Genomic DNA, 21,268 nt, shown 5'->3' on the forward strand with positions numbered 1-21,268 from the left:
CAGCAAGCCTCGTTATGACGAAGCCTGCTGGAGAAACATTGCCTTAATGTGACCGGAGCCCGCGGACTGAATTCCGATGACTTAGCGAGGGAGTTGCAGGTTGTTCCAGATCGCCAGGCTAGGTTCGGCCTGGTTCAGCGTGTAGAAGTGCAAACCTGGGGCGCCACCTTGCAGCAGACGTTCACACATCTGCGTGATGACGTGTTCGCCGAAGGCCTGAATGCTCGCCGAATCGTCGCCGTAGGCTTCCAGTTGCTTGCGAATCCAGCGCGGGATCTCCGCACCGCAGGCGTCGGAAAAACGCGCCAGTTTGCTGTAGTTGGTAATGGGCATGATGCCCGGCACGATCGGAATGCTGACGCCCATCTTCTGCACACGCTCGACGAAGTAGAAATAGCTGTCGGCGTTGAAGAAGTACTGCGTGATCGCGCTGTCGGCACCGGCATTGGCCTTGCGCACGAAGTTTTTCAGATCGTCTTCGAAGCTGCGCGCCTGTGGGTGCATCTCCGGGTACGCAGCGACTTCAATATGAAAGTGGCTGCCGGTCTCTTCACGGATGAAGCTCACCAGATCATTGGCATGGCGCAACTCGCCATTCGCCATGCCCATACCGGACGGCAGGTCGCCGCGCAGGGCTACGATACGGGCGATGCCTGCATCTTTGTACTGCGCCAGCAATCCACGCAGATCGGCTTTGCTGTCGCCGACGCATGACAAGTGAGGTGCGGCGGGGATGTTCACTTCTTTTTCCAGCTGCAGCACGGTATTGAGCGTGCGGTCGCGCGTGGAACCGCCCGCACCGTAGGTGCAGGAAAAAAATTCAGGGTTGTAACCGGCCAGCGTGCGGGCGGTGGCGAGCAATTTTTCATGACCAGCGTCGGTCTTCGTGGGGAAGAACTCGAAGCTGAAGCTACGGTCTTGGGACATGGTCGTATCCTGGGAAAAGCCTACGCAAAACCCTGTAGGAGTGAGCTTGCTCGCGATAGCGTCAGGTCAGTCGATCTCCTTCTCGGATCTGACGCTATCGCGAACAAGCTCACTCCTACAGGGGTAATGGTCGTTCTTGCTGAAGGGCGTGCCCGAAACAACGGGGCACGCCCTTCAGCAGACGTATCAGTACCGGTAAGCGTGCGGCTTGAACGGGCCTTCGACCGTGACGCCGATGTAGTCGGCCTGGGTCTTGGTCAGCTTGGTCACGACGCCGCCGAAACCGCGGACCATTTCCAGGGCCACTTCTTCGTCCAGCTTCTTCGGCAGCACTTCGACGGTCAGGCGCTCGGCTTTCTGAGCAGGGCTCAGGTCAGCGTATTTCTGGCCATACAGGAAGATCTGAGCCAACACCTGGTTGGCGAACGAACCGTCCATGATGCGGCTTGGGTGACCTGTAGCGTTGCCCAGGTTTACCAGACGGCCTTCGGCCAGCAGGATCAGGTAGTCGTCGTTCTGAGCATCGAACTGACCAGCGCCGGTGCGGTGGATCTTGTGCACTTGTGGCTTCACTTCTTCCCATGCCCAGTTTTTGCGCATGAAAGCGGTGTCGATTTCGTTGTCGAAGTGACCGATGTTGCAAACCACGGCGCGTTTTTTCAGCGCTTTGAGCATGTTCGCGTCGCAGACGTTGACGTTGCCGGTGGTGGTCACGATCAGGTCGATCTTGCCCAGCAGGACCTTGTCGATGCTGGCTTCGGTGCCGTCGTTTTCACCGTCGATGAACGGCGAGACCAGTTCGAAACCGTCCATGCAGGCTTGCATGGCGCAGATCGGGTCGACTTCCGACACCTTGACGATCATGCCTTCCTGACGCAGCGACTGAGCCGAGCCCTTGCCCACGTCACCGTAGCCGATGACCAGCGCTTGCTTGCCGGACAGCAGGTGGTCGGTGCCGCGCTTGATGGCGTCGTTCAGGCTGTGACGGCAGCCGTATTTGTTGTCGTTCTTGCTCTTGGTGACCGAGTCGTTGACGTTGATCGCAGGGATCTTCAGCTCGCCCTTGGCCAGCATGTCCAGCAGGCGGTGAACGCCGGTGGTGGTTTCTTCGGTGACGCCGTGGATCTTGTCCAGCATCGCCGGGTATTTCTTGTGCAGAATCTCGGTCAGGTCGCCGCCGTCGTCGAGGATCATGTTGGCGTCCCAAGGCTGACCGTCTTTGAGGATGGTCTGTTCGATGCACCATTCGTACTCTTCTTCGGTCTCGCCTTTCCAGGCGAAAACCGGAATGCCGGCGGCGGCGATGGCAGCGGCGGCCTGATCCTGAGTCGAGAAAATGTTGCAGGACGACCAGCGCACTTCGGCACCCAGGGCAACCAGGGTTTCGATCAGCACGGCGGTCTGAATGGTCATGTGGATGCAGCCGAGAATCTTCGCGCCTTTCAGTGGTTGCTCGCCGGCGTATTTGCGACGCAGGCCCATCAGGGCAGGCATTTCGGATTCAGCAATGATGGTTTCGCGACGGCCCCAGGCTGCCAGGGAAATATCGGCGACCTTGTAGTCGTTGAAATCGTTGGGCGTCAGTACAGCGCTCATAAGAGTCTCCATTCGTAGTGTGCGAATGGGCGCCGTTGTGCGTTTAAAGCTTGATCGGCGCGACGCCGGACCAAACAACGCCCTCTCCGAGCCTGACAGGTCTGACCTGCTGCAGCGCCCCTCGGACAGGTGGCGGGAAAACGGTATCAAGCGGTGATGACCGTTTTTTGAAGCGGTGGTGATTATAAGGCTTGAGCGGCAAGCTGCAAGCTGCAAGCGACAGGTGAAAGCGGATCTGCTTTTACTTGCAGCTTGCGGCTCGAAGCTTGAAGCTTGGGGCACAAACGCCACGATTCCCCAAACGCCCTGGAGCCCCCATGAACTTCCACACTCGCAAATGGGTAAAGCCCGAAGACCTCAACCCGAACGGCACGCTGTTCGGTGGCAGTCTGCTGCGCTGGATCGACGAAGAAGCTGCGATCTACGCCATCGTTCAGTTGGGCAATCAGCGTGTGGTGACCAAGTACATTTCCGAGATCAACTTCGTCAGCGCTTCGCGTCAGGGTGACATCATCGAACTGGGCATCACGGCGACTGAGTTCGGTCGCACGTCCATCACTCTGACCTGCCAGGTGCGCAACAAAATCACCCGCAAAAGCATACTGACGGTCGAGAAAATGGTGTTCGTGAACTTGGGCGAGGACGGCCTGCCGGCGCCACATGGCAAGACCGAGATCACGTACGTCAAAGATCAGTTCAAGGATGACGTGATCAACGAATGATCGGCAGGCTGCGTCCTTACCTCAGAACGACGCAAAGCTGTGGAGTCGGCCTGCTGGCGAATGCTGAATGTCGCGCATCACGAGTGGATGATCCAACGCCTTCGCCAGCGAGCCGGCTCCCACAATAGAACGGGGTACGCACGCTGGCTGATCGTGCCCACGCCGAACGTGGGCACGATCAAGCAGCAGAGAACGTTACTCCGGGTGACTCGCCTTCCAGTCCCGCAACCATTGCAACCCTTCGCTTGTGTCGCCTTTCGGACGGTATTCGCAGCCGACCCAGCCGGTGTAACCCAGGCGGTCGATTTCTTCGAAGATCCATGGGTAATTGACTTCACCCAGATTTGGCTCATGACGATCAGGCACGCCGGCGATCTGGATATGGCCGACGCCCGCGAAATCGCGGCGCAGTTTGCTGATCACATCGCCTTCGACGATCTGGCAGTGATAGAAATCGAACTGCACTTTCAGGTTGGCGGCGCCGACTTCCTTGCACACCGCCTGGCCCTGATCCTGACGGTTGAGGAAGAAGCCCGGCATGTCGCGGGTGTTGATCGGCTCGATCAGCACCGTGATGCCTGCTTTCCCGGCTTCTTCTGCCGCGTGGGCCAGGTTTTCCAGATAGACCGCATGGTGCTTCTCACGCACGTCTTCGCTGGGCAGCAGCCCCGCCATCACGTGAATCCGGTCATTGCCCAACTCCGCCGCATAGTCGAGCGCCTTTTGGAAGCCGCTGCGGAATTCACTCTGCCGACCCGGCAACGAGGCAATCCCGCGTTCGCCCTTGGCCCAGTCACCCGGGGGCGCGTTGAACAGCGCTTGAGTCAGGCCGAAGTCTTCCAGACGCAGCTTGATTTGCGCTGCAGTGAAGTCATACGGGAACAGGTATTCCACACCCCGGAAACCATCCGTGGCCGCAGCGCCGAAACGGGCGAGAAAGTCGTGTTGCGGATACAGCATGCTGAGGTTGGCAGCAAAGCGAGGCATGTTGGTCTCCTTGGAAAGTCAGACGAAGGGCTCATTCGCAAGCCCCAAGGTTTGAGAACAGTGCTAAGCACATTCAAGTGCAGGGGTCGTCTCCGACGTTCAGGCCCGTCAGTTTAGTGAACAACGCTTCTGTTCCGCCTGTTTTTATCTTCGCCTGCCTTCGCTTGCCAGGTGTTCACATCGGCCCTTTTTTCCGACTGAACCGCGTCGTGGGGAGACCACCGCAACAGCCTCATCACCCGCTCTGTGGATCACCAGATCACGCCAAAGGTCTGCCGTAGCTCTTCCAGAGCTGCCGCGTCCAGCGGCTCAGGTTTAGGGTTGCTCATCAGCCACAGGCGCGCGGTCTCTTCGAGCTCTTCCAAGGCGTAAGCCGCCTTGGCGACAGAGCTTTCCCATACCACCGGACCTAGCCGCTCAAGCATTACGCCGCGGACGCTGTTCGCCAGCTTCGCCACTTGTTCGGCGACTTTCGGTGAGCCGGGACGTTCGTAAGCAATCAGCGGAATGTGCCCGACTTTCATCACTTGATACGGCGTGATCGGCGGCAGAATGTCGTTCGGCTGCCAGACGCCCGCAAGGGTCAGGGCCACCAGATGCGTTGAATGGGTGTGCACCACGCCGCCGACCCCAGGGTTTCGGTCGTAGACCTCGCGATGCAGCATCAGTGTCTTGGACGGTTTGTCCCCTGACACCCATTCACCGGCCAGATTGACCTTGGCGATGCCGTTTGGGTCGAGGCGACCCAGGCACGCGTCGGTCGGCGTGATCAGCCAGCCATCTTCCAGGCGCGCGCTGATGTTGCCCGCGCTGCCCACGGTGTAGCCGCGCCCATACAGCAGCCGGCCGATGTTGCAGATTTCCTCACGCAGTGTGTTTTCGGTACTCATTTGGCACCTCCTGCAAGCTGCTTTAGGGCTTTGTCAAAGAAGTCGCGGCCACCGAAGTTGCCGGATTTGAGCGCCAGTGCCAGCGGTTGATCGCCACTGCTGACGGTGGCCGGAACGCCCGGATCGATTTGCGCACCGATTTTCAAAAGGCTCACGCCCAAGGCTTGAACCACGGCACCGGAGGTTTCGCCGCCAGCCACCACAAAGCGTTTCACGCCCGCCTCCAGCAAGCCGCGAGCGATTTGGCCCAGCGCTTCTTCCACCAACGCGCCAGCGCGCTCGACACCCAGTTTTTGCTGCACGGCTTTGACTTCTTCCGGGCTGCTGGTGGCGTAGATCAGCACGGTCTGGCCGGCATCACGGGCGAACGCCAAGGCGTCTTCAACCACCGGCTTGCCGTCGGCCAGCGCCAGCGGATCGATGCGCAGGGCGGGACGTTGGGCCTCCCGCCATGCCGCGACTTGGCCGTTAGTGGCCCCCGAGGCGCTGCCCGCGAGTACGACTTCGCCGCCTTCGACCTGCTCAAGCTGAGCCGCGTCGATGTCGCGCAATTTGCCCGCTTTGCGGAAGTTGCCTGGCAGACCGAGCGCGAGACCCGAACCACCGGTCAGCAGCGGCAGGTCGGCACAGGCTTCGCCGAGGGTGTACAGGTCGGCATCGGACAGCGCGTCGGCAATCGCCATGGTCACGCCGTCGGCGCGCAGCTCAGCGATGCGGGCACGCACGCCTTCCACACCTTTGGCGACGCTGTCGTAGCGCAAAAGGCCGACTTTCTTTTCAGTTTGCGATTGCAACACGCGCACCAGATTGGCGTCGGTCATCGGCGTCAGTGGGTGGTTCTGCATGCCGCATTCGTTGAGCAGTTGATCCTGTACGAACAGATGACCACGAAAGATCGTGCGGCCATTTTCGGGGAACGCCGGACACGCGAGCGTGAAGTCGCTGTTCAGTGCCTTGAGCAAGGCTTCGCTGACCTGGCCGATGTTGCCTTTGGCAGTGGAATCGAAGGTCGAGCAGTATTTGAAGAAGATCTGCTCGCAACCACGATCGCGCAGCCATCGCAGTGCCTCGAGAGATTCCCCCACGGCCTCCGCGGCTGGCGTGGTGCGAGATTTCAATGCGATGACGATGGCGTCGGCGTCCAGCTCGGCCAGGCTGTCTGCACTCGGAATGCCGATGCTTTGCACTGTGCGCATGCCGCCGCGCACCAGCATGTTGGCCAGGTCGGTGGCGCCAGTGAAGTCATCGGCAATGCAGCCCAATAGAGGGCGGGGAGTGGAAGTGCTCATGGCGATTCCTCAATCGTTGGCGGCTTTGGCGACAGGCAGGGTGATGCCCGGAAAGATCTTGATCACGGCGGCGTCGTCTTCGCGACCAAAACCTGCGGTCGAGGCCTGCATGAACATCTGGTGCGCGGTAGAAGACAGCGGCAGCGGGAATTTGCTGGCGCGAGCTGTGTCCAGCACGAGGCCTAAATCTTTGACGAAAATGTCCACAGCCGACAGCGGGGTGTAATCGGCCTTGAGGATGTGCGGCACGCGGTTCTCGAACATCCACGAGTTACCGGCGCTATGGGTGATCACTTCGTACAGCGCGTCGGCATCAACCCCCTCGCGCAGGCCCAAGGCCATGGCTTCGGCGCTCGCAGCGATGTGCACGCCTGCCAGCAGCTGGTTGATGATTTTGACTTTGGAGCCCAGGCCATGAACGTCGCCCAGGCGGTAGACCTTGCCCGCCATGCCGTTGAGAACCGCGTCAGCCTTGGCGTAGGCGTCGGCAGGACCGGACGTCATCATGGTCATCTGACCTGCAGCCGCTTTGGCCGCACCGCCTGAAATCGGTGCATCGAGGTACAGCAGACCCTTTTCAGTCAGGCGCTGGCCCAGCTCAATGGCGAATGGTGGCGCAACGGTGGCACAACCGATCACCAGACTGCCCGGCTTGAGAGCGGCAACGGCGCCGTTCTCGCCAAACAACACGGCTTCAGTCTGCTCGGCGTTGACCACGACCGTCACGATCACATCGCAGAGGGCGGCCATGGCGGCAGGAGAATCGCAGGCAACGCCACCTTCGCTGGCGAATTGCTCAGTCACGGCAGCGCGCACGTCACAGGCATGAACGTTGAACCCGCTGCGCAGCAGGGAACGGGCGATGCCCAGCCCCATCGCACCGAGTCCAATGACGCCGACATTCTTGTTGTTCACGAAAGCTCTCCTTGGGTTGAGCGCCATTAGTGCGTCAGGCACTCGGACGGTATTTGTTTCGAGCTGTTAAAGATAGTGAACCTTTGAGCTGATAATGTGAAGTTATTTTTGATTTAACAAATATTAACATTGGTTGTTTTTTGATCGGACACAAAAAAGCCCCGGGGATAGCCGAGGCGTTGCTATGTCGAGTGTAGGAGTGAGCTTGCTCGCGATTGCGGTGGATCTGTGACGCCTGCTGAGGCTGCTATTACGCAATCGCGAGCAAGCTCACTCCTACAGAGTCTATCGTTGTTCAGCGCTTCTCCACCGACGCTAACATCAATTCCACCCCCTGCGCCCGGATGCTCTCCGCGGCTGCTTCTGCCAACCTGTCATCACTGATGATCGTGTCGAACTGCTCAAGCCCCGCCACTTTGTACATGCCAAACGTGCCGTATTTCGAACTGGTGGTCAGCAGCACGCTGCGCGACGCTGCTTGCATCGCTGCCTGTTTGACTTCGACTTTCAGGGCCGACGGTGTGGTGGTGCCGCGTTGCAAATCCCAGGAGCTGGTGGACATGAAGGCCACATCCGTCGCGAGTTGACGCAACGTCGCAGCAGCGAGGCCGCCCACGCAGGAGCGGTTTGGGTGGTCCAGCTGGCCGCCGGTATGAATCACAGCCACGTGAGTCGCGTCGGACAACGCATTCACCACGCCGAAATCGTTGGTGACGACGGTCATGCCAGACAGCGCGACGATATATGGCACGATTTCCAGCGTGCTGGTGCCCGCGTCCAGATAGACCGCCATCTCGGGGTGCAGCAACCCTGCTGCAAGTTTCGCCATCGCTTGTTTATGCGGCAGCTCGACCACGGCTTTCGACTGGTGGCTCGGCTCACTGTGAACCTGACTGGCAATGCGCACGCCCCCGGTCACCGAATAAGCACGACCGCTCTGTTCAAGCAGGGCGATGTCTCGGCGGATGGTCATGTGCGAGCAGTCGAACATCTCCATCAATTGGTGCACGCTCAGCACCTGATGCTTGCGCAACTGGCGCAGCATCAGCTCCCTGCGCTGGTCGGGAATCATGGGCGCTGCACCACTGACGGTGGTGTCTTCTTCGCTGGACATTCAGGCTCCTGAGGATCGACTTACCGCTACGGTGGCTGGCATCTTAGCCAATCGTTCGGGTTGTGGCAGCACCGAGAAATACCCAGCGGTTCGCCTGCGCAGGACCTCTGCTGTCATGGAGAATCCCTTATCCTCGGGGGCCACTGGGTTTAGGCGGTCGTTCAGGCTTACGCGGCCCCGACAAAAAATATCCGAGCAGATAAGGAGATGCCGTGCTGGCGACAACGTTGGTCTTGCTTGCGGCGGTGCTGCATGCCACGTGGAACACCCTCATCAAATTCAGCGCAGAGCGTCTGCTGGTGATTGCCAGCATGGACGTGGTCGCCTTCGGTTTATCTGTCTTCGCCTTGGGATTTGTGTCGCCCCCGCCGCTCGCTGTCTGGCCATGGCTGGTGGCGTCGGCGTTGTTTGAACTGCTGTATCGCGCGCTGTTGATCAGAGCGTATCGGGTCGGCGATCTCGGGCTGGTCTATCCGCTGATGCGCGGGCTGTCGCCGTTAGTGGTGCTGGCGCTGAAGCTGATCTTCGCCGGCGAGCACCTGACGACTCAGCAGATCCTGGGCATTCTGCTGATCCCCTGCGGCATGGTCTGCCTGTTGTGGCAGGGTGGAGGCGGCGACCGTTTGCCGTGGTCGATGCTGCCGGTGGTGGGCCTGATCGGGCTGTGCATCGGCTTCTACACATGGATCGACGGCCAGGCGCTCAAGCGTGGGGTTGCAGCGCTGGATTACCTGGTGTGGCTAACGTTCGTCAGTGCTTGGCCGTTTCCGTTGTTGGCCGTGGTCAACAAGCGTCCTGCATTCATGCTGTTCTGGCTTGAGCAGTGGAAACTGGGGTTGATCGTCGGTTTCTGTGTACTGGCCAGTTATGCGTTGGTGCTGTGGGCGATGCAGTTGGGTTCGGTTGCTGAAGCGGCTGCGTTGCGTGAAGTCAGCGTGGTGTTGGTGGTGCTGTTCGGCATGCGTTACCTGAAAGAACCTTTCGGCCGTCCACGGCTCTTAGCCTGTGGGCTGGTGCTGCTCGGAATGCTTCTGATGAAGCTCAAAATTTGAAAAAGGATGATGTCCATGACCGTTGCCTTCTGGTGCGTGTTGATCGTGATTTTGCTGCCGCTGGTGTGTACCTCGATTGCCAAGTTCGGCGGTGGTGGATTCCGCATGCGCGACAATCATGACCCCCGGGATTTTCTCGACAGCCTTGAAGGATTCCCGCGTCGTGCCCATGCCGCGCAGCAGAACAGCTTTGAAGCGATCCCCGGCTTTGCCGCTGGCGTGATCATCGCCCACGTCGCCGGGGTCGCTCAGCTGGTGACCATCGATGTGCTGGCGGTGTTGTTCGTGACCAGTCGGCTGCTGTACATCATCTTTTATCTGGCCGACCTGGCTGCCTTGCGCTCGCTGGTGTGGTTCATCGGTCTGGCACTGGTGGTGGCGCTGTTTGGCGTCTCCGTCTGAGTGTGATGGCACCTTGGTTTTTTTCCTGCGCACGCAGATACTGGCCGCCATGTTCTAAGCATCAGAGCCGCCATGAAATCGAAGAGCGTTGCCGTGGAAAAATCGCTGAAGTCATCGATCCCGAAAACCGTAGGCCTGATGCTGGTGGTTTGCCTGACGCTCAGTGCATGCGGCGGGGAAGGTCCGGGCACGCCGCTGGCGCAGCGCAAGGCCATCTTCAAGCAGATGCTCAAGACCAGCGAAGACACGGGCGGCATGCTACGTGGCCGCTTACCGTTCGATGGCCCGACATTCGTGGCGGGCGCGGCGAAGCTCGATGCGTTGTCCCACGAACCGTGGAAGCATTTTCCGGCGGTAAAAGAGGCCGGTCACACGAGTGCAAAGGACGCAGTTTGGGAGCGGCAGGCACGTTTTCAGGCGTTGGCCCGAGCCCTCGAAGCGCGGACGGGAGAGTTGGTGGTCGCCACCCAGACCCTTCAACTGACCCCTGCCAATATGATCCCGCCGATGAACAACGTCGAAGATGCCTGCGACGCGTGCCATAGAGAGTTTCGCAACCACTGACGCTGAGCTGGCTCCTACGGCCTTCGGCCAGAATCAAACGCTGCTGCTTTTACTCGTCTTCGTCAGGCTGCAACTGTTCGAGTTTCTGCTGTTCGTCCTGCAATTCCTTGCGCGACTCGGCCAGTTTGTCTTTGCGCTTGTTGATCTTGTCGGGATCGCCTTTTTTCATGGCTTTGTCCAGATCGGCCTGGCGAGTGCTGACTTCACGTTTGGCATCAAGCACTTTCTTTTCCTGTTCTTTGAGCAAGCTCGCGTCTGTGCAGTTGGCGCTGACTTCGCTCAAGGCCTTTTCGAGCCCCGCTTGCTGATTGCTGTTGCCGGCCGCCTTGGCCTGTTCGATCTGAGCGTTGATGTCCTGGCGCTTGGCGGCGCAGCCGGTCAGTGCGGGCGCTTGTTCGGCGGCGAGTGCTGGGGCGGCCAGCAGACCGCATGCGGCGAAGACGATAATGGGCGACAAAAACTTCATGACGAATCCTCAAAATAAATACCCGGCCAGTCGATACGGCTGCCCGGGGCATGATGACTAAAAACCGCTGATCCCTTGCTGCCGCAGTCGCTGACTCAACGCCTGTACCTGCGGGTTCTGGAAAAAGGCGTGCAACTGCTTCGCACGACCAGGGCCGATACCGGGCTCGGCCTGCCATTGATCGATGCTGCGGGCCGACAACGCGCCCCACGAATCACCCAAAGGCGCACCCGCGGCGGGTGGTAAACCGATCGCTTTGAGCCACGTTTCAAAGGATTGTTCGCGCGCGGCCTGAAAACTCTTCAACAGTTTAGCGCTGCTCTTCTGTCCGAGGCCGGGAATGTTCGAGATTTGTGCGCTGTCGAGGTGCATCCAACCCAGCAAGTCTGTCACCAGTCCGGCCTCGATCAGTTTGTCCCAGGTGCCGGGCCCTACACCCTTGAGCGCCAAACCCTTCTTGCCGCTCAGCCATTTCAGACGCTCGCGAAACTGGCCCTCGCAGCCTTTAGTCGGCTGCCAGCAGCTCAGCGCGTGGTAATCCGTCGCCTGCGGAACGTTCAGCGGCGGCCGTTCCACGCTGCGCAAGACGACTTTATCCAGTCGAGGAATGGTCAGGCCCGCGAGGCTGACCGCCACTTGATCCCCCGGCCGAATGTCCATCTTTTGCCACCTTTTAAAGGATCCGACGCTGATCCGGCTCACCGTTCGGTCGTCGAGGCGCACCGGCTCGATGTCCAGCACCGGCGTGATTTTGCCACTACGGCCCACGTTGAAATGCACCTTGCGCACATCACCCAGCACCTGCGCGAAGGGGTATTTCCACGCCGCGAGCCAGTACGGCGCCTTGGCCTGCCAACGATCGGCTGACGGACGCTCGCCTTGACGCATCACCACGCCGTCGGTGGCAAACGGCAGCGGACGGGTGTACCAGCGCTCCCGCCATTGCTTCGCCTGAGCGAAGTTTTCGAAGGGTTCGCTGAAGCGGGCGCTGTCCTCGAAGCCCAGCATATGAAGATGTTTCAGCCGCTCATTCATGTCGCGGGGACCCTGCGGCCAGTCCCAGACAAACAGCCCGATCTGCGCACCTTCGGTCTCATTGATGGCGTTTCTTGCCAGCAATCCTGCCACGCGGCTTCGCGCATTCAGGCTGCCCGCTTTGGCTTGCACATGGTCTTCAAGGCGCCAATACAGCTCGCCTTGCAGCACCAGCGTTTCTTTTTCGGAAAGGTGAGCGGGAATGCTTGAGATCTTCATCGCGTGGGCCGTCCAGTCTTGCCCTTTGATTCCGTCGCCTCGACTGATGGCTTGCACCAGCTTGCCCTTCTCATAAACGAGGGTGACCGCAACGCCATCCACTTTCGGCTGAATCCAGAGATCGGTCTTGCCTTCGAGCCATTGCTCGACCGCTCGCTCATCTCCCAGTTTGGCGATGCCGGTGTGGGGTACGGGATGAAGGTGTTCGCCTCTTGCTGTCTTGAGGGGATTTTGAGCGGGCGCAGACGAGGACGCGAAGCAAGCCTGCAGCTGCGAAAGGCGTTGTACGGACTGGTCATACAACTCGTCGGCGACCAACGAGATACCTTGGCGGTGATAACTGTCGTCCCACCGCGCGACCTGTTGTTGAAGCGCCTGCATCTCGCTGTGGGCTTTGGACGGCGGCCAATCGGGGCAGCTTTCGGCGTTGGCCACGTTGCAGGAAAGGGCGATCAACATACAAACGACAGCGCGGGGGGAGAGCAGCATCGGAGCATCCTTGCGGGGAAGTGAGACCCAAAAGGCTAGGGTTTGAAACGTCGCTGTTCTCCTGCACAGCCGTTACCGGATTTGTCTGCGATCCGTACAATCGAGGGCCGTTTCGCGTGATAGCTGTCCCTTGAGCGGATTTGGGACGAGTGCAAAATGATGTTTCTACCAGCGCCCAGTAAGGACATCCATCATGGAGCTGTCGACCCTCACCGTTTTCATTCCCGCCTGCTTCGCGTTGAACATGGCCCCCGGCCCCAACAACCTGCTGTCGATCAGTAATGCCTCGCGCTATGGATTCGTCCGTGCGTGCACGGGAGGCCTGGGCCGGTTGCTGGGTTTCGCGATCATGATCGCACTCGCTGGTGTGGGCCTGACCGCCGTGTTGCACACCTCGGAATGGCTGTTCCACGCGATCAAAATCGTCGGCGCGGCGTACCTGTTCTACCTGGCCATTCAGCTGTGGCGCGCACCGGCCGATACTCACGTCGATGCAGGCGTGAGAGAGGTCGGATCGGGCCGACTGGCGCGTCAGGAATTTCTAGTGGCGATGGGTAACCCCAAGGCGATCCTGCTATTCACCGCATTTCTGCCCCAATTTGTCGACCATTCCGCCCCCATCGATGAGCAATTCGTACAACTCGGCGCGATGTTTCTGGCACTGGAATGCATCGCCATCGGCCTGTATTGCTACATGGGCGTTCACGCACGCCGACTGTTCGCCAAGCCGAGCGGCAAGCGCTTATTCAACCGGACGTGTGCGGGGTTGTTGGCAGGGGCTGCGTCGTTTCTGTTGGTGGCGCGGCGGGGGTGAGTTCGCAGAGCAGGCTGGAACGGCAATGGCGATTGCAGACACCTGCCATCGCCGCGCCAACCGTTCGTTGCAGTCAATACATCACTATTTCTTCTTGGCCGCCGCTGCCGCTGCAGCTTTCGCCTTGGCATCTGCAGCCGCTTTGGCATCCGCGGCAGCCTTTGCTTTGGCGGCTGCATCAGCCGCCGCTTTGGCTTTAGCCGCTGCGTCAGCGTCGGCCTTGGCTTTTGCGGCAGCATCAGCTACGGCTTTGGCTTTTGCAGCGGCCTCTGCATCGGCCTTGGCCTTAGCGTCAGCCTCTGCTTGCGCTTTTGCAGCGGCCTCTGCATCGGCCTTGGCCTTGGCCTTAGCCTCAGCCTCTGCTTGCGCTTTTGCCGCGGCATTCGCCATCACCTTCTCTGCCAGTGCTTCATCCGAACGTGCCGTATAGACCAGATTGATCTGGATGTCGCTGATGTTCGGGACGTTGGAGGCGGCATCGATCAACGTACTGGCGAATTCCGCGTCGGGAATTTTCAGCTCCCATTCCGAAATAGCCCCGGTGCCCTCGAAGGGCAGGTAGCGGCCATCGTGGAACATCAGCTCATGGACCGACTCGCCCGGGTTGTAGCCCAAACCGTCTTCGTTCATCGCAGACGACAGCGCGATGGCCTGCTTGGCCCGCAGATTGCGCTTGATGCTCGAAGGCACAGTTTTGGCCTCGCCATAAAAATACTCCACACCCTCCTGGTTTGGCTCCACCAACGTCGTGCTGCCAGTCTGAGTGAGGATCGCGCACAGGCCATCGGTGCTGAAACCTTCTTTTTCGCTGATGAACGACACAGTGACGTAACGCAGTTGGCGCAAGTAATGGCCGGGATAGTTCTTGTCGAAATCCTTGGCCTTGAAGTCGAACAGCAGTGGTTGCCCTTCGGACAACCCCAGAACGGCGTTCAGCCACGGCGTGACCGTTTTGCCTTTGAGCGGCTCCTGGGTGCGAGTGATCGTCGTAGGAGAATGTTCGGTGAGCCATTTATTCAGGCTGAAGGTCTTACGGATAGTCAGGCGACGTTCGTTGGCGAGCAGGAACGCGTTTTCCATTTCCATCAGGTCCACCAGCAGTGATTCGCCTGCGAGCATGCCTTTGTAGGAGTCGCTCCAGGCGCGCGTCCTGATGAACGCCTCACGCTTGTAGTCGCCAATCTCATAGCGCCAGGCGGCTTCAAGGCCGAGGCACATCGAGAGCACGGCGTCGTAGGCTTTGCCGTAGATCAATTCCTGACGCGCCACGAGCCAGTTGTAGATCGGGATGATGGTGAAGCCGGTGGTCATCGCGACGTAGGCTTCTTTCAGGTTGGCCTGCTCTTGTTGAGCCTCCTTCAGGCTGATAACGGCAGCATTCATCTCGATGTTGGTCTCGGCGACTTCCTGATCAATGAGCTTGATGTCCCATTCAGCCTGGCGCATATCGAACGTCCAGCCTGTTGCTCGGCGCTCGTAACCCGACTCTGCCAGTAGCTGAGCGGCAGCGAACTTCATCCCCGTGCTGGACATCGTCATGGCCTTGCTGGCCATGCGCTTCAATTCTGCCGGTCTAGTCCCACCAACTGCCATTCCCAGAATGGTGGGGATCAATCCGTCAGCACCACCGGCGAGGATTTCTGTTGGAATGGCCGCGTATTGCAGGATTCCTGCCGTCCATGTCAGCGCCGTGGCCGCTTCTTCGCGAGGTGACCTGCCGATATCCAGCAAGCGCGCCCAGTGCTCTTTTCTGAACTCTGCAGCCTGTCGACTGATTTCAAGATGTCGTTTTCTGGCCTGTATCGAGGCGATAGCCTCCTTCTGCAGGCTGACAGCGAAATCCGAAATCTTGAGATCTTGTGATTTGAGCAAAACGGAAAGCGAAGTATTGAACTCATCTTCCATCAGTTTCATGTAATGGCGACCAAAATCCAGCAACCGCTGGGCAGCCGCGCGGGCGGCAGGCAACAGTTCTCTGAAGCGATATGCCGGAATGACAGCCCGATCACTGTTGTAGGTATTCGCAAGAATGTTCAAGCCCCCCTTGGCAGAACCGAAAGGATCACCCCCTTCATCGCCCCAGCCCATGTCAGGCAATGCTTTGCCATCTATCGTCAGGCCGTGGCGCAGGTTGAACAGGCGCCGTTCCAGGATCTGCCGCGCTTCGATCACCCGTTGGTTGATAGGAAGGCGAAAGCTATTCTCGTTGACCTCCGATAGCGCAGCCGGTGTCCAGCGCGACACAGCAGCACGCTCAGGCAACGACCCGATCAGCTTTAACGCCTGCTGATAACACAGCCAGGCATGGTTGAGAGTGCTGAGGGTCAGCTGGCGGTAATAGTGGTCGCCCTGAAGCTGCCAGTTTTCTACCAGATCCAGAAACACCGCATTGCGATAGAAGCGAGACAGAATAAAGGCGCGCGCTGTAGGGTTGACAGGTTTATTGAGCTCAGACTTACCCGACCCGACTTCCGCCAATGGTCGGGTATTCCAGTAAGGCGGGCGTCCATCGTCCTGCTTCAGCGCACGATAGGGGTCGAACAGGTAACGCAGGTACCACTTCTCCGCATCTTCGAACTGTTGCTGCTCGGTGAGCCGTTTGGCGATCAGCGCAGGTAAGTGCAGGAACAGTTCGCGGAAATACAAACCATTGGCACCGTGGAAGTCTACCGGTGGGTTTGGGTAGGCATCGTCAATGGTGGGTTCTTCAATCTGCTGAGCGCCCCAGTCGAGTGCCTGTTCGACGCCTTGGCTGGCGCGGGCGACGAGTTGTTTACCGAAGAGGGTGTTTAATCGAACGTAGTACGTCGGGAGTGTCGGGGAGGAGTCCGAATGAGTGGGTAGCTTTAGATATTGAGATTGTCCTTTGTGGTTGATTTGAACGGACCATTTTTCGTCAGCGTTTCCGGGAAAAATATTAAATGTGTAGTCAAATATGAGATTTTCCCCGCGCCAGGCTACGTCCAATCGTATCGTATAGTTGCCTAGCTCCGTGTAGTTGTATAAATATTCACTTTCAGCGTTTTTTATGGGTTTTATCGGTGAGTAAGTTTCACCTTTGTCCGGTTTGATCCATAGTGTGTCGTAAAGTAAATTCCTCTTGCTTGCTGTTGCCTCGGCTAATGTGATAATGAGCGTTTTTGCTTTCTCGTCCATACTTGAGATTTTAAATTTAGGAGCGTACGCATCAACAAACTCACGGTAAATATTATGGTCAAGAGAGCCTTCTTCCAGACCATTCACAGTGTATTTATTCAGCCTTATCCTGCTTGCGTTGGGTAGGGGGCCGTTGTAACTGTGTTGTATGTTCCGTATGTCTTTATAAGCCCCAAAACTGGCATTGAAGAGTGTAGTGGTTTTTCCGGGGAGCGTCTTTTTCTCAATCAACAAAAGATCACGCATTTCAATGTAATAGTCCTTGTTTATCTCCTTGTTCTCTGTTTTAATTGCGTTGCAATCAAAAAGAATTACAGTCAGCCAAGGGTCCGCTTCTCGTTCACCCTCGATGTTGACAAATACAATGAGGCCTGGAATCCATGAGTCTGATTTCATCCATTGGTTTTCATCATCTTTTATCAACTGTCGCTTGTCGTCCTTCGGCCGCTCGCCATTGACAAACCCATCCAGTGCCATCAATTCATTAGCGGTGCTCCAGAATCCATCACTTTGCAAATAAGCGTAATGAACCGACACTTTTTTGTAGGTAGTCGGGTCTTTTATTTTTGGGTCGGTACTGGGTAAGCCGGTGGTGCCCCTTTCTACCCAAAATACATACAGTCGACCGTTGATCACCACTAGGCGAATGGCATCGCCTTTATGTTTCGTTTCTACCCCTTCGACGTCTTCAACGTAAAGGCTTTGCGCAATATTGCCTGTCGTTGTCAAGCCGATTTTCTGCCACTCACTCCACGCCAACGGACTCAACCGCTGCTTATCGTCCCGTAATCCCATGTCTACAGAGCGCCAGTAATATTCCGCCGGAGAGGCGTTGGTCTTGCCTACCAGGTAATAGGTGTCGCTTTTCGGGTCGCGCCCATCCAGATACCCGCTGATGACCTGCAAGTTACTCAGTCTTTCGAACTTTGTGAGGTAGTTACAGATCGCCGTCTGCAGCAGTTCAGTGTCCAGTTTGCCCTGATTGACCTCTACCTCAAGCTCTTGAAACGCTTTGCTCTTTTTCGGGCGATTTGCGTAGTAGATGAGGTTTTCCGGATGGTTGAACTGCGCTTTCCAGACCCTCCAGCTGCCGTACTGGCTCAGGTACTGTTCCCACGCGCTGTTGGCGTGTTCCGGCATTTTCGCGGCGTCGTAGCCGGGCTCAAGATGTGAGAACAGGCGGAAAAGATAGTGCTGAAGACTGGAAATGGCCTGGGTGATGGTCGTTGTTTGCATCGCTTCCCGCGTCGGGCTGATGTCGGTCAGGAAGTAGCTGGAGAGATCGTCGACCGTTTTCAGTTCGGTCTGGCGGTTTTTATCCGCCTGTGCCCAGTAGCCGAGCATGTAATCGACCAATGCATCACGCCATTTTTCTTGTACAGAGGGTTCGAGGGTTTCCAATGCCTGCTCCGTGCATGCGCCTAACAAAAGATGACGAACATTGGAGAAATCCTGGTAGGCCGATGTTTCGTCCAGAAGTGCAAGGTCAAGCAGTGATTGGCAAGAAAGCCCTGTTCTCTGGCAGAGAAGTTTTTCGCGCAGTATGAAGTCTATGTCACTGATGCACTTAGGAGTCGCAGGTATCTCGGAAGTGATGATAGGGCTTTCTGCCCTTGTTTTGAGTTCTTCATCAGAATAGGGTTCTAACTTTATCAGCACCGGGTTTTCAACTTTTATTCCTTGATCGATCCTCTTCCGTGCGGTCCTTTCCCAAGTGTCAGGTTTGTTGAATTGTTTATATTCTTCTTGTGAGAGTTTTAAAACTCCCGAATTGTTGGCGATGATTTTCTTGAGCTTTGAATATATCGAGTGCACGTCTTTATCGTAGAATGTTGTCCCTTTTCGTAGGAAGTGGTAGTGTGCAAGCGCCATGCTAAGACCTTTTTTCGGCTTGTCGTAGAGTTTTCGCTCTTCACTGCTTAACGAACTTATAAACTCATCCACAGACCCCTTGATAATTCCAGGCTGCCCCGGCTCCGTCGTCACAACATAAGGCACCGCCAACAGCGTTTCGCTCTCGCTCCACCCTATCAACTTGCTCAAGCGACTGGCCGCAGACTTGACTGCATCCGGTTCCTCGCTCGGTTTCGCCTCAGTCAGATACGCAAGCGCATCGGCTTCCTCTAACTTTTGCTCCCGGCAGATGGCGATCCAGTCGCGATAGCGTGTCAGTTGATAAAGCAGATCAAGCGTCAGCTCCGGCGGATCGAGCGGATCTGTACTTTTCTCTTCGGACGCTTCGCTCACCTCCGTTAGATCATCTTCAAAATCGAACCACTGCGGATTTTCAATCAGCGCCCCCAGCCCCGCAGGGCTAAAACCTGTCAGCCGAATCGCGAGGGCATAGCGCGTCATGTCCTGCCAGAAGTCAAAAGCCTGCTGATCGACAGCGCCAAGCACCTGATAATCCGCCAGTAAATCAGCGGGACCTTTGCCGATCCACCTCAGCAACGGTAGGGCATATGCAGCGGCCGTCGCTGAGTTTCCTAGCAGTTTGCCGAATGCCTTGCCGAAGATCCCCTTGGCCAAATCTTCCTGCGCGATTCGGGCGTTAGTGATTGCCGATGCAAGGCTTTGCGCGATTCTGTCTGGGGCCGGGTTTTCTTTCGCATCTTTTTTTGCCGAATCAGTATCTTTGGAAGTGTCGTTGAGCAGTGTCTCCAGGGCTGCTCTCAGAGCCCCCTCCGCAGGCAGGTTGGAGCTGATCAGCCCTTGCTCTGAAACGTAATCTTTGAGCGAGCCCAGCCAGGTGCCGGTTTTAGGGGCGTCGCCAGCCTGTAGCCCTTCCTTGATCAGGTCTTCAGTCAGGCACGAGGCCGCTACCTCGAACGGTATATCCTCAAGCAGGTTTTTGCGTGCTTTCTCGATGGCGTTAAGGTTGGCGTTCGTTTGCTCAGGCACGGTCAGCAATGCGAGGACGGCAGAGGCGGAAAGCCCGTTGCGCTTCAGCCATTGCCGGATGTTGGTGAAGGCGATCAACACATCAAGGGTATCGGCCTTTTCCGGGTCGTCGCTGATCTGCCCCTTGCCCGCGACGATGCTTTGCACCTGAGGATTGTCGAGCATTAGTAGGGCAATCAGATCGGCCCCTTCATTCAGGCTCAACCCCAGCAAACGAGGCAGGCGACTCAGGCGGTAGAGGGCAGAAATCAGCGGCAGTGACAGACTGGGCTTTTTCAGTTTCAACGCTTGAGTGGCTTGAGCCAGATAGCGCCGGGTGAGGCGCTCGTCGGTGCCCATGGCGCTACTCAGATGACCGATGATCGTGTTCGATGGGCTTCTTCCTTGGTCATCAGCGGTACCCGCCAGTTCGAATTCGCGGTCGTCGATGATCAGCCCGTCTTCGGTTTTCGCCAGCGCGCGGGCACCGGGGCCATCGAGCACACGATCTAGCAGGGAAACCTCGCGCGAAACGGCGTAGGGCGAGACCTCGTGGATCAGAGCTGCGAACTGGTCTGCGGTCACCCCATGCACTTCATTGAGATAACGGAACACGCCGATGGCACGCAGGGTGTTTGCCGTAAGGTGAAAATCCTTGGTCTGCCCTTCGGCTCGCAGTGCGGACATCACCAGCAGGTCGGTTTCAGCGAATGACAATTGCAGGGCATGACGCAGATGGATGATCTGATTCATGCGACCAAAGTGCGCAGCCGTGGCGCCCTTGATGCCGAGCGTGATTCCAGCCTCAGCGAGGGTGTCTTCCAGTGACACGGCTGCTTTGCCGTTGTTGATAAACGAGGCGCCATAGACACTGCCGTCCACCGCCGATTTGTCCGAGGGTGAGTAGGCGGCCGAGCGCCGGACGCTGGTGAAGCCCTTGGCGGCGTTGTCGTCCACCCCTTCGATGGCGAGCATGTCCTGCACCTCTTCGGATGTCAGGCCGGTTTTCAGGCAGAAAAATTCGACGTTGCTCAGTTGTTTGACGAGGGTACTGTTCGTCCCTGTGACGCCGAAGCGTTTGGCGAGAAAATCACCTTCATCCGCTGCGCTGTCATCGAGCAGCAGTTTTTGCAGCGCCGGGCTGAAGCCGGTGGAGGCGCGCATGACTTGCCGAAGCGCTTCGGTACGCAGGTTGCCGTAGCAGAAGTTGGGGTAGCTGTATTGCGCCTGTTGCAGCAGGTCGAACAGCGGGATTTTCTTGTGTTTCAGCACCGCCTGAATCTGTTCGAGCGGGTAGTGAAACGGCAGTCCAGCGCGTTGCGTTGATTCGCTGAGGACTTCGGTGAGGCTCTTGTCTTCACCGATGTAGCCCTTGGCCTGGCGGGTCAGGGCGTTGATCGCCAGTGTCAGAGGCGCGACCTTGGTATCCAGGCCAGCTTCGTCCAGCAACAGCTCGCCTATGTCAGGGCGGCGTTTGGCGAGGGTGAAGCGCTTGTCCGATGTGCTGGTGGCCTCCAGTTCCTGCACCTGTTGATACAGCGCATGCAAGTACGCGATGGGACCACTGTTGGATTCCAGTGCGTCAGGGGCGCAGCGGTCGGCGAGTTGTTCGGGAAAGAGCTTGGCGTAAGTGGCGGCTTCAGGTGTGACGTCGGGAGCTTTTGTATTGGCCATGGCGATGTTGTCCTTTGCATTGGGCGAGGAGGCGTCATCCATGAACTGCAAGGCATAACGCTCGGTGGGTAAGCGGT

At 57.8% G+C, this 21,268-nt stretch carries 15 protein-coding genes and 1 riboswitch; of the genes, 5 read left to right on the forward strand and 10 right to left on the reverse strand.

The annotated features are described in order from the left end of the window. Positions 1-81: 81 nt before the first annotated feature. Positions 82-927 carry a methylenetetrahydrofolate reductase [NAD(P)H] gene (gene metF / locus B3N48_RS19090; RefSeq protein WP_296186424.1) on the reverse strand — a complete coding sequence of 282 codons (846 nt, stop codon included), beginning with the start codon at positions 925-927 and terminating at the stop codon, positions 82-84. A gap of 186 nt (positions 928-1,113) precedes the next feature. Next, positions 1,114-2,523, reverse strand: a complete 1,410-nt coding sequence (gene ahcY, locus B3N48_RS19095; RefSeq protein ID WP_296186426.1) for an adenosylhomocysteinase — start codon at positions 2,521-2,523, stop codon at positions 1,114-1,116. 20 nt (positions 2,524-2,543) lie between these two features. Continuing rightward, positions 2,544-2,652, reverse strand: a riboswitch (S-adenosyl-L-homocysteine riboswitch). 188 nt (positions 2,653-2,840) lie between these two features. Here ahcY and B3N48_RS19100 point away from each other — a divergent pair. Further along, on the forward strand, positions 2,841-3,245 hold the full coding sequence (locus B3N48_RS19100; RefSeq protein WP_062385411.1) for an acyl-CoA thioesterase: 405 nt from the start codon (positions 2,841-2,843) through the stop codon (positions 3,243-3,245). A gap of 195 nt (positions 3,246-3,440) precedes the next feature. Here B3N48_RS19100 and otnI read toward each other — a convergent pair whose 3' ends face one another. From otnI to B3N48_RS19125, 5 genes are all read right to left on the reverse strand, one after another. Next, entirely contained in the window at positions 3,441-4,232 is a 792-nt protein-coding gene (gene otnI / locus B3N48_RS19105; protein WP_296186430.1) for a 2-oxo-tetronate isomerase, read from the reverse strand. Between the two features lie 251 nt (positions 4,233-4,483). After that, positions 4,484-5,122, reverse strand: a complete 639-nt coding sequence (locus tag B3N48_RS19110) for an aldolase (protein ID WP_296186432.1) — start codon at positions 5,120-5,122, stop codon at positions 4,484-4,486. Then, positions 5,119-6,411: a 3-oxo-tetronate kinase gene (gene otnK, locus B3N48_RS19115; RefSeq protein WP_296186433.1), complete on the reverse strand. Its 1,293-nt coding sequence runs from the start codon at positions 6,409-6,411 to the stop codon at positions 5,119-5,121. Before otnK ends, B3N48_RS19110 begins: the two co-directional genes overlap by 4 nt. A gap of 9 nt (positions 6,412-6,420) precedes the next feature. Beyond that, positions 6,421-7,326, reverse strand: a complete 906-nt coding sequence (gene ltnD / locus B3N48_RS19120) for an L-threonate dehydrogenase (protein ID WP_296186435.1) — start codon at positions 7,324-7,326, stop codon at positions 6,421-6,423. Between the two features lie 295 nt (positions 7,327-7,621). Next, entirely contained in the window at positions 7,622-8,440 is an 819-nt protein-coding gene (locus B3N48_RS19125; RefSeq protein WP_296186437.1) for a DeoR/GlpR family DNA-binding transcription regulator, read from the reverse strand. 212 nt (positions 8,441-8,652) lie between these two features. Here B3N48_RS19125 and B3N48_RS19130 point away from each other — a divergent pair, with 212 nt between their 5' ends. From B3N48_RS19130 to B3N48_RS19140, 3 genes are all read left to right on the forward strand, one after another. After that, positions 8,653-9,492 (forward strand): DMT family transporter, encoded by an 840-nt coding sequence (locus tag B3N48_RS19130; RefSeq protein ID WP_296186438.1) that lies wholly within the window; start codon positions 8,653-8,655, stop codon positions 9,490-9,492. A gap of 15 nt (positions 9,493-9,507) precedes the next feature. Then, positions 9,508-9,894: an MAPEG family protein gene (locus B3N48_RS19135; RefSeq protein ID WP_296186442.1), complete on the forward strand. Its 387-nt coding sequence runs from the start codon at positions 9,508-9,510 to the stop codon at positions 9,892-9,894. Between the two features lie 138 nt (positions 9,895-10,032). Further along, positions 10,033-10,458 (forward strand): c-type cytochrome, encoded by a 426-nt coding sequence (locus tag B3N48_RS19140; RefSeq protein WP_296186521.1) that lies wholly within the window; start codon positions 10,033-10,035, stop codon positions 10,456-10,458. Positions 10,459-10,507: 49 nt separating this feature from the next. Here the strand turns inward: B3N48_RS19140 and B3N48_RS19145 are convergent, their stop codons facing one another. Then, on the reverse strand, positions 10,508-10,924 hold the full coding sequence (locus B3N48_RS19145) for a DUF1090 domain-containing protein (RefSeq protein ID WP_296186444.1): 417 nt from the start codon (positions 10,922-10,924) through the stop codon (positions 10,508-10,510). 57 nt (positions 10,925-10,981) lie between these two features. Beyond that, on the reverse strand, positions 10,982-12,667 hold the full coding sequence (gene ligB, locus B3N48_RS19150) for an NAD-dependent DNA ligase LigB (RefSeq protein ID WP_296186447.1): 1,686 nt from the start codon (positions 12,665-12,667) through the stop codon (positions 10,982-10,984). Between the two features lie 193 nt (positions 12,668-12,860). On the opposite strand from ligB, the gene B3N48_RS19155 reads away from it, so the two are divergent. Beyond that, positions 12,861-13,481 carry a LysE family translocator gene (locus B3N48_RS19155; protein WP_296186449.1) on the forward strand — a complete coding sequence of 207 codons (621 nt, stop codon included), beginning with the start codon at positions 12,861-12,863 and terminating at the stop codon, positions 13,479-13,481. Between the two features lie 84 nt (positions 13,482-13,565). Here the strand turns inward: B3N48_RS19155 and B3N48_RS19160 are convergent, their stop codons facing one another. Then, a complete protein-coding gene (locus tag B3N48_RS19160; protein ID WP_296186523.1) occupies positions 13,566-21,233 on the reverse strand; it encodes a neuraminidase-like domain-containing protein in 7,668 nt (2,555 codons plus the stop codon). Positions 21,234-21,268 lie beyond the last annotated feature (35 nt).

Source organism: Pseudomonas sp. UBA1879, assembly GCF_002338065.1.
In the GTDB taxonomy this organism is placed as follows: domain Bacteria; phylum Pseudomonadota; class Gammaproteobacteria; order Pseudomonadales; family Pseudomonadaceae; genus Aquipseudomonas.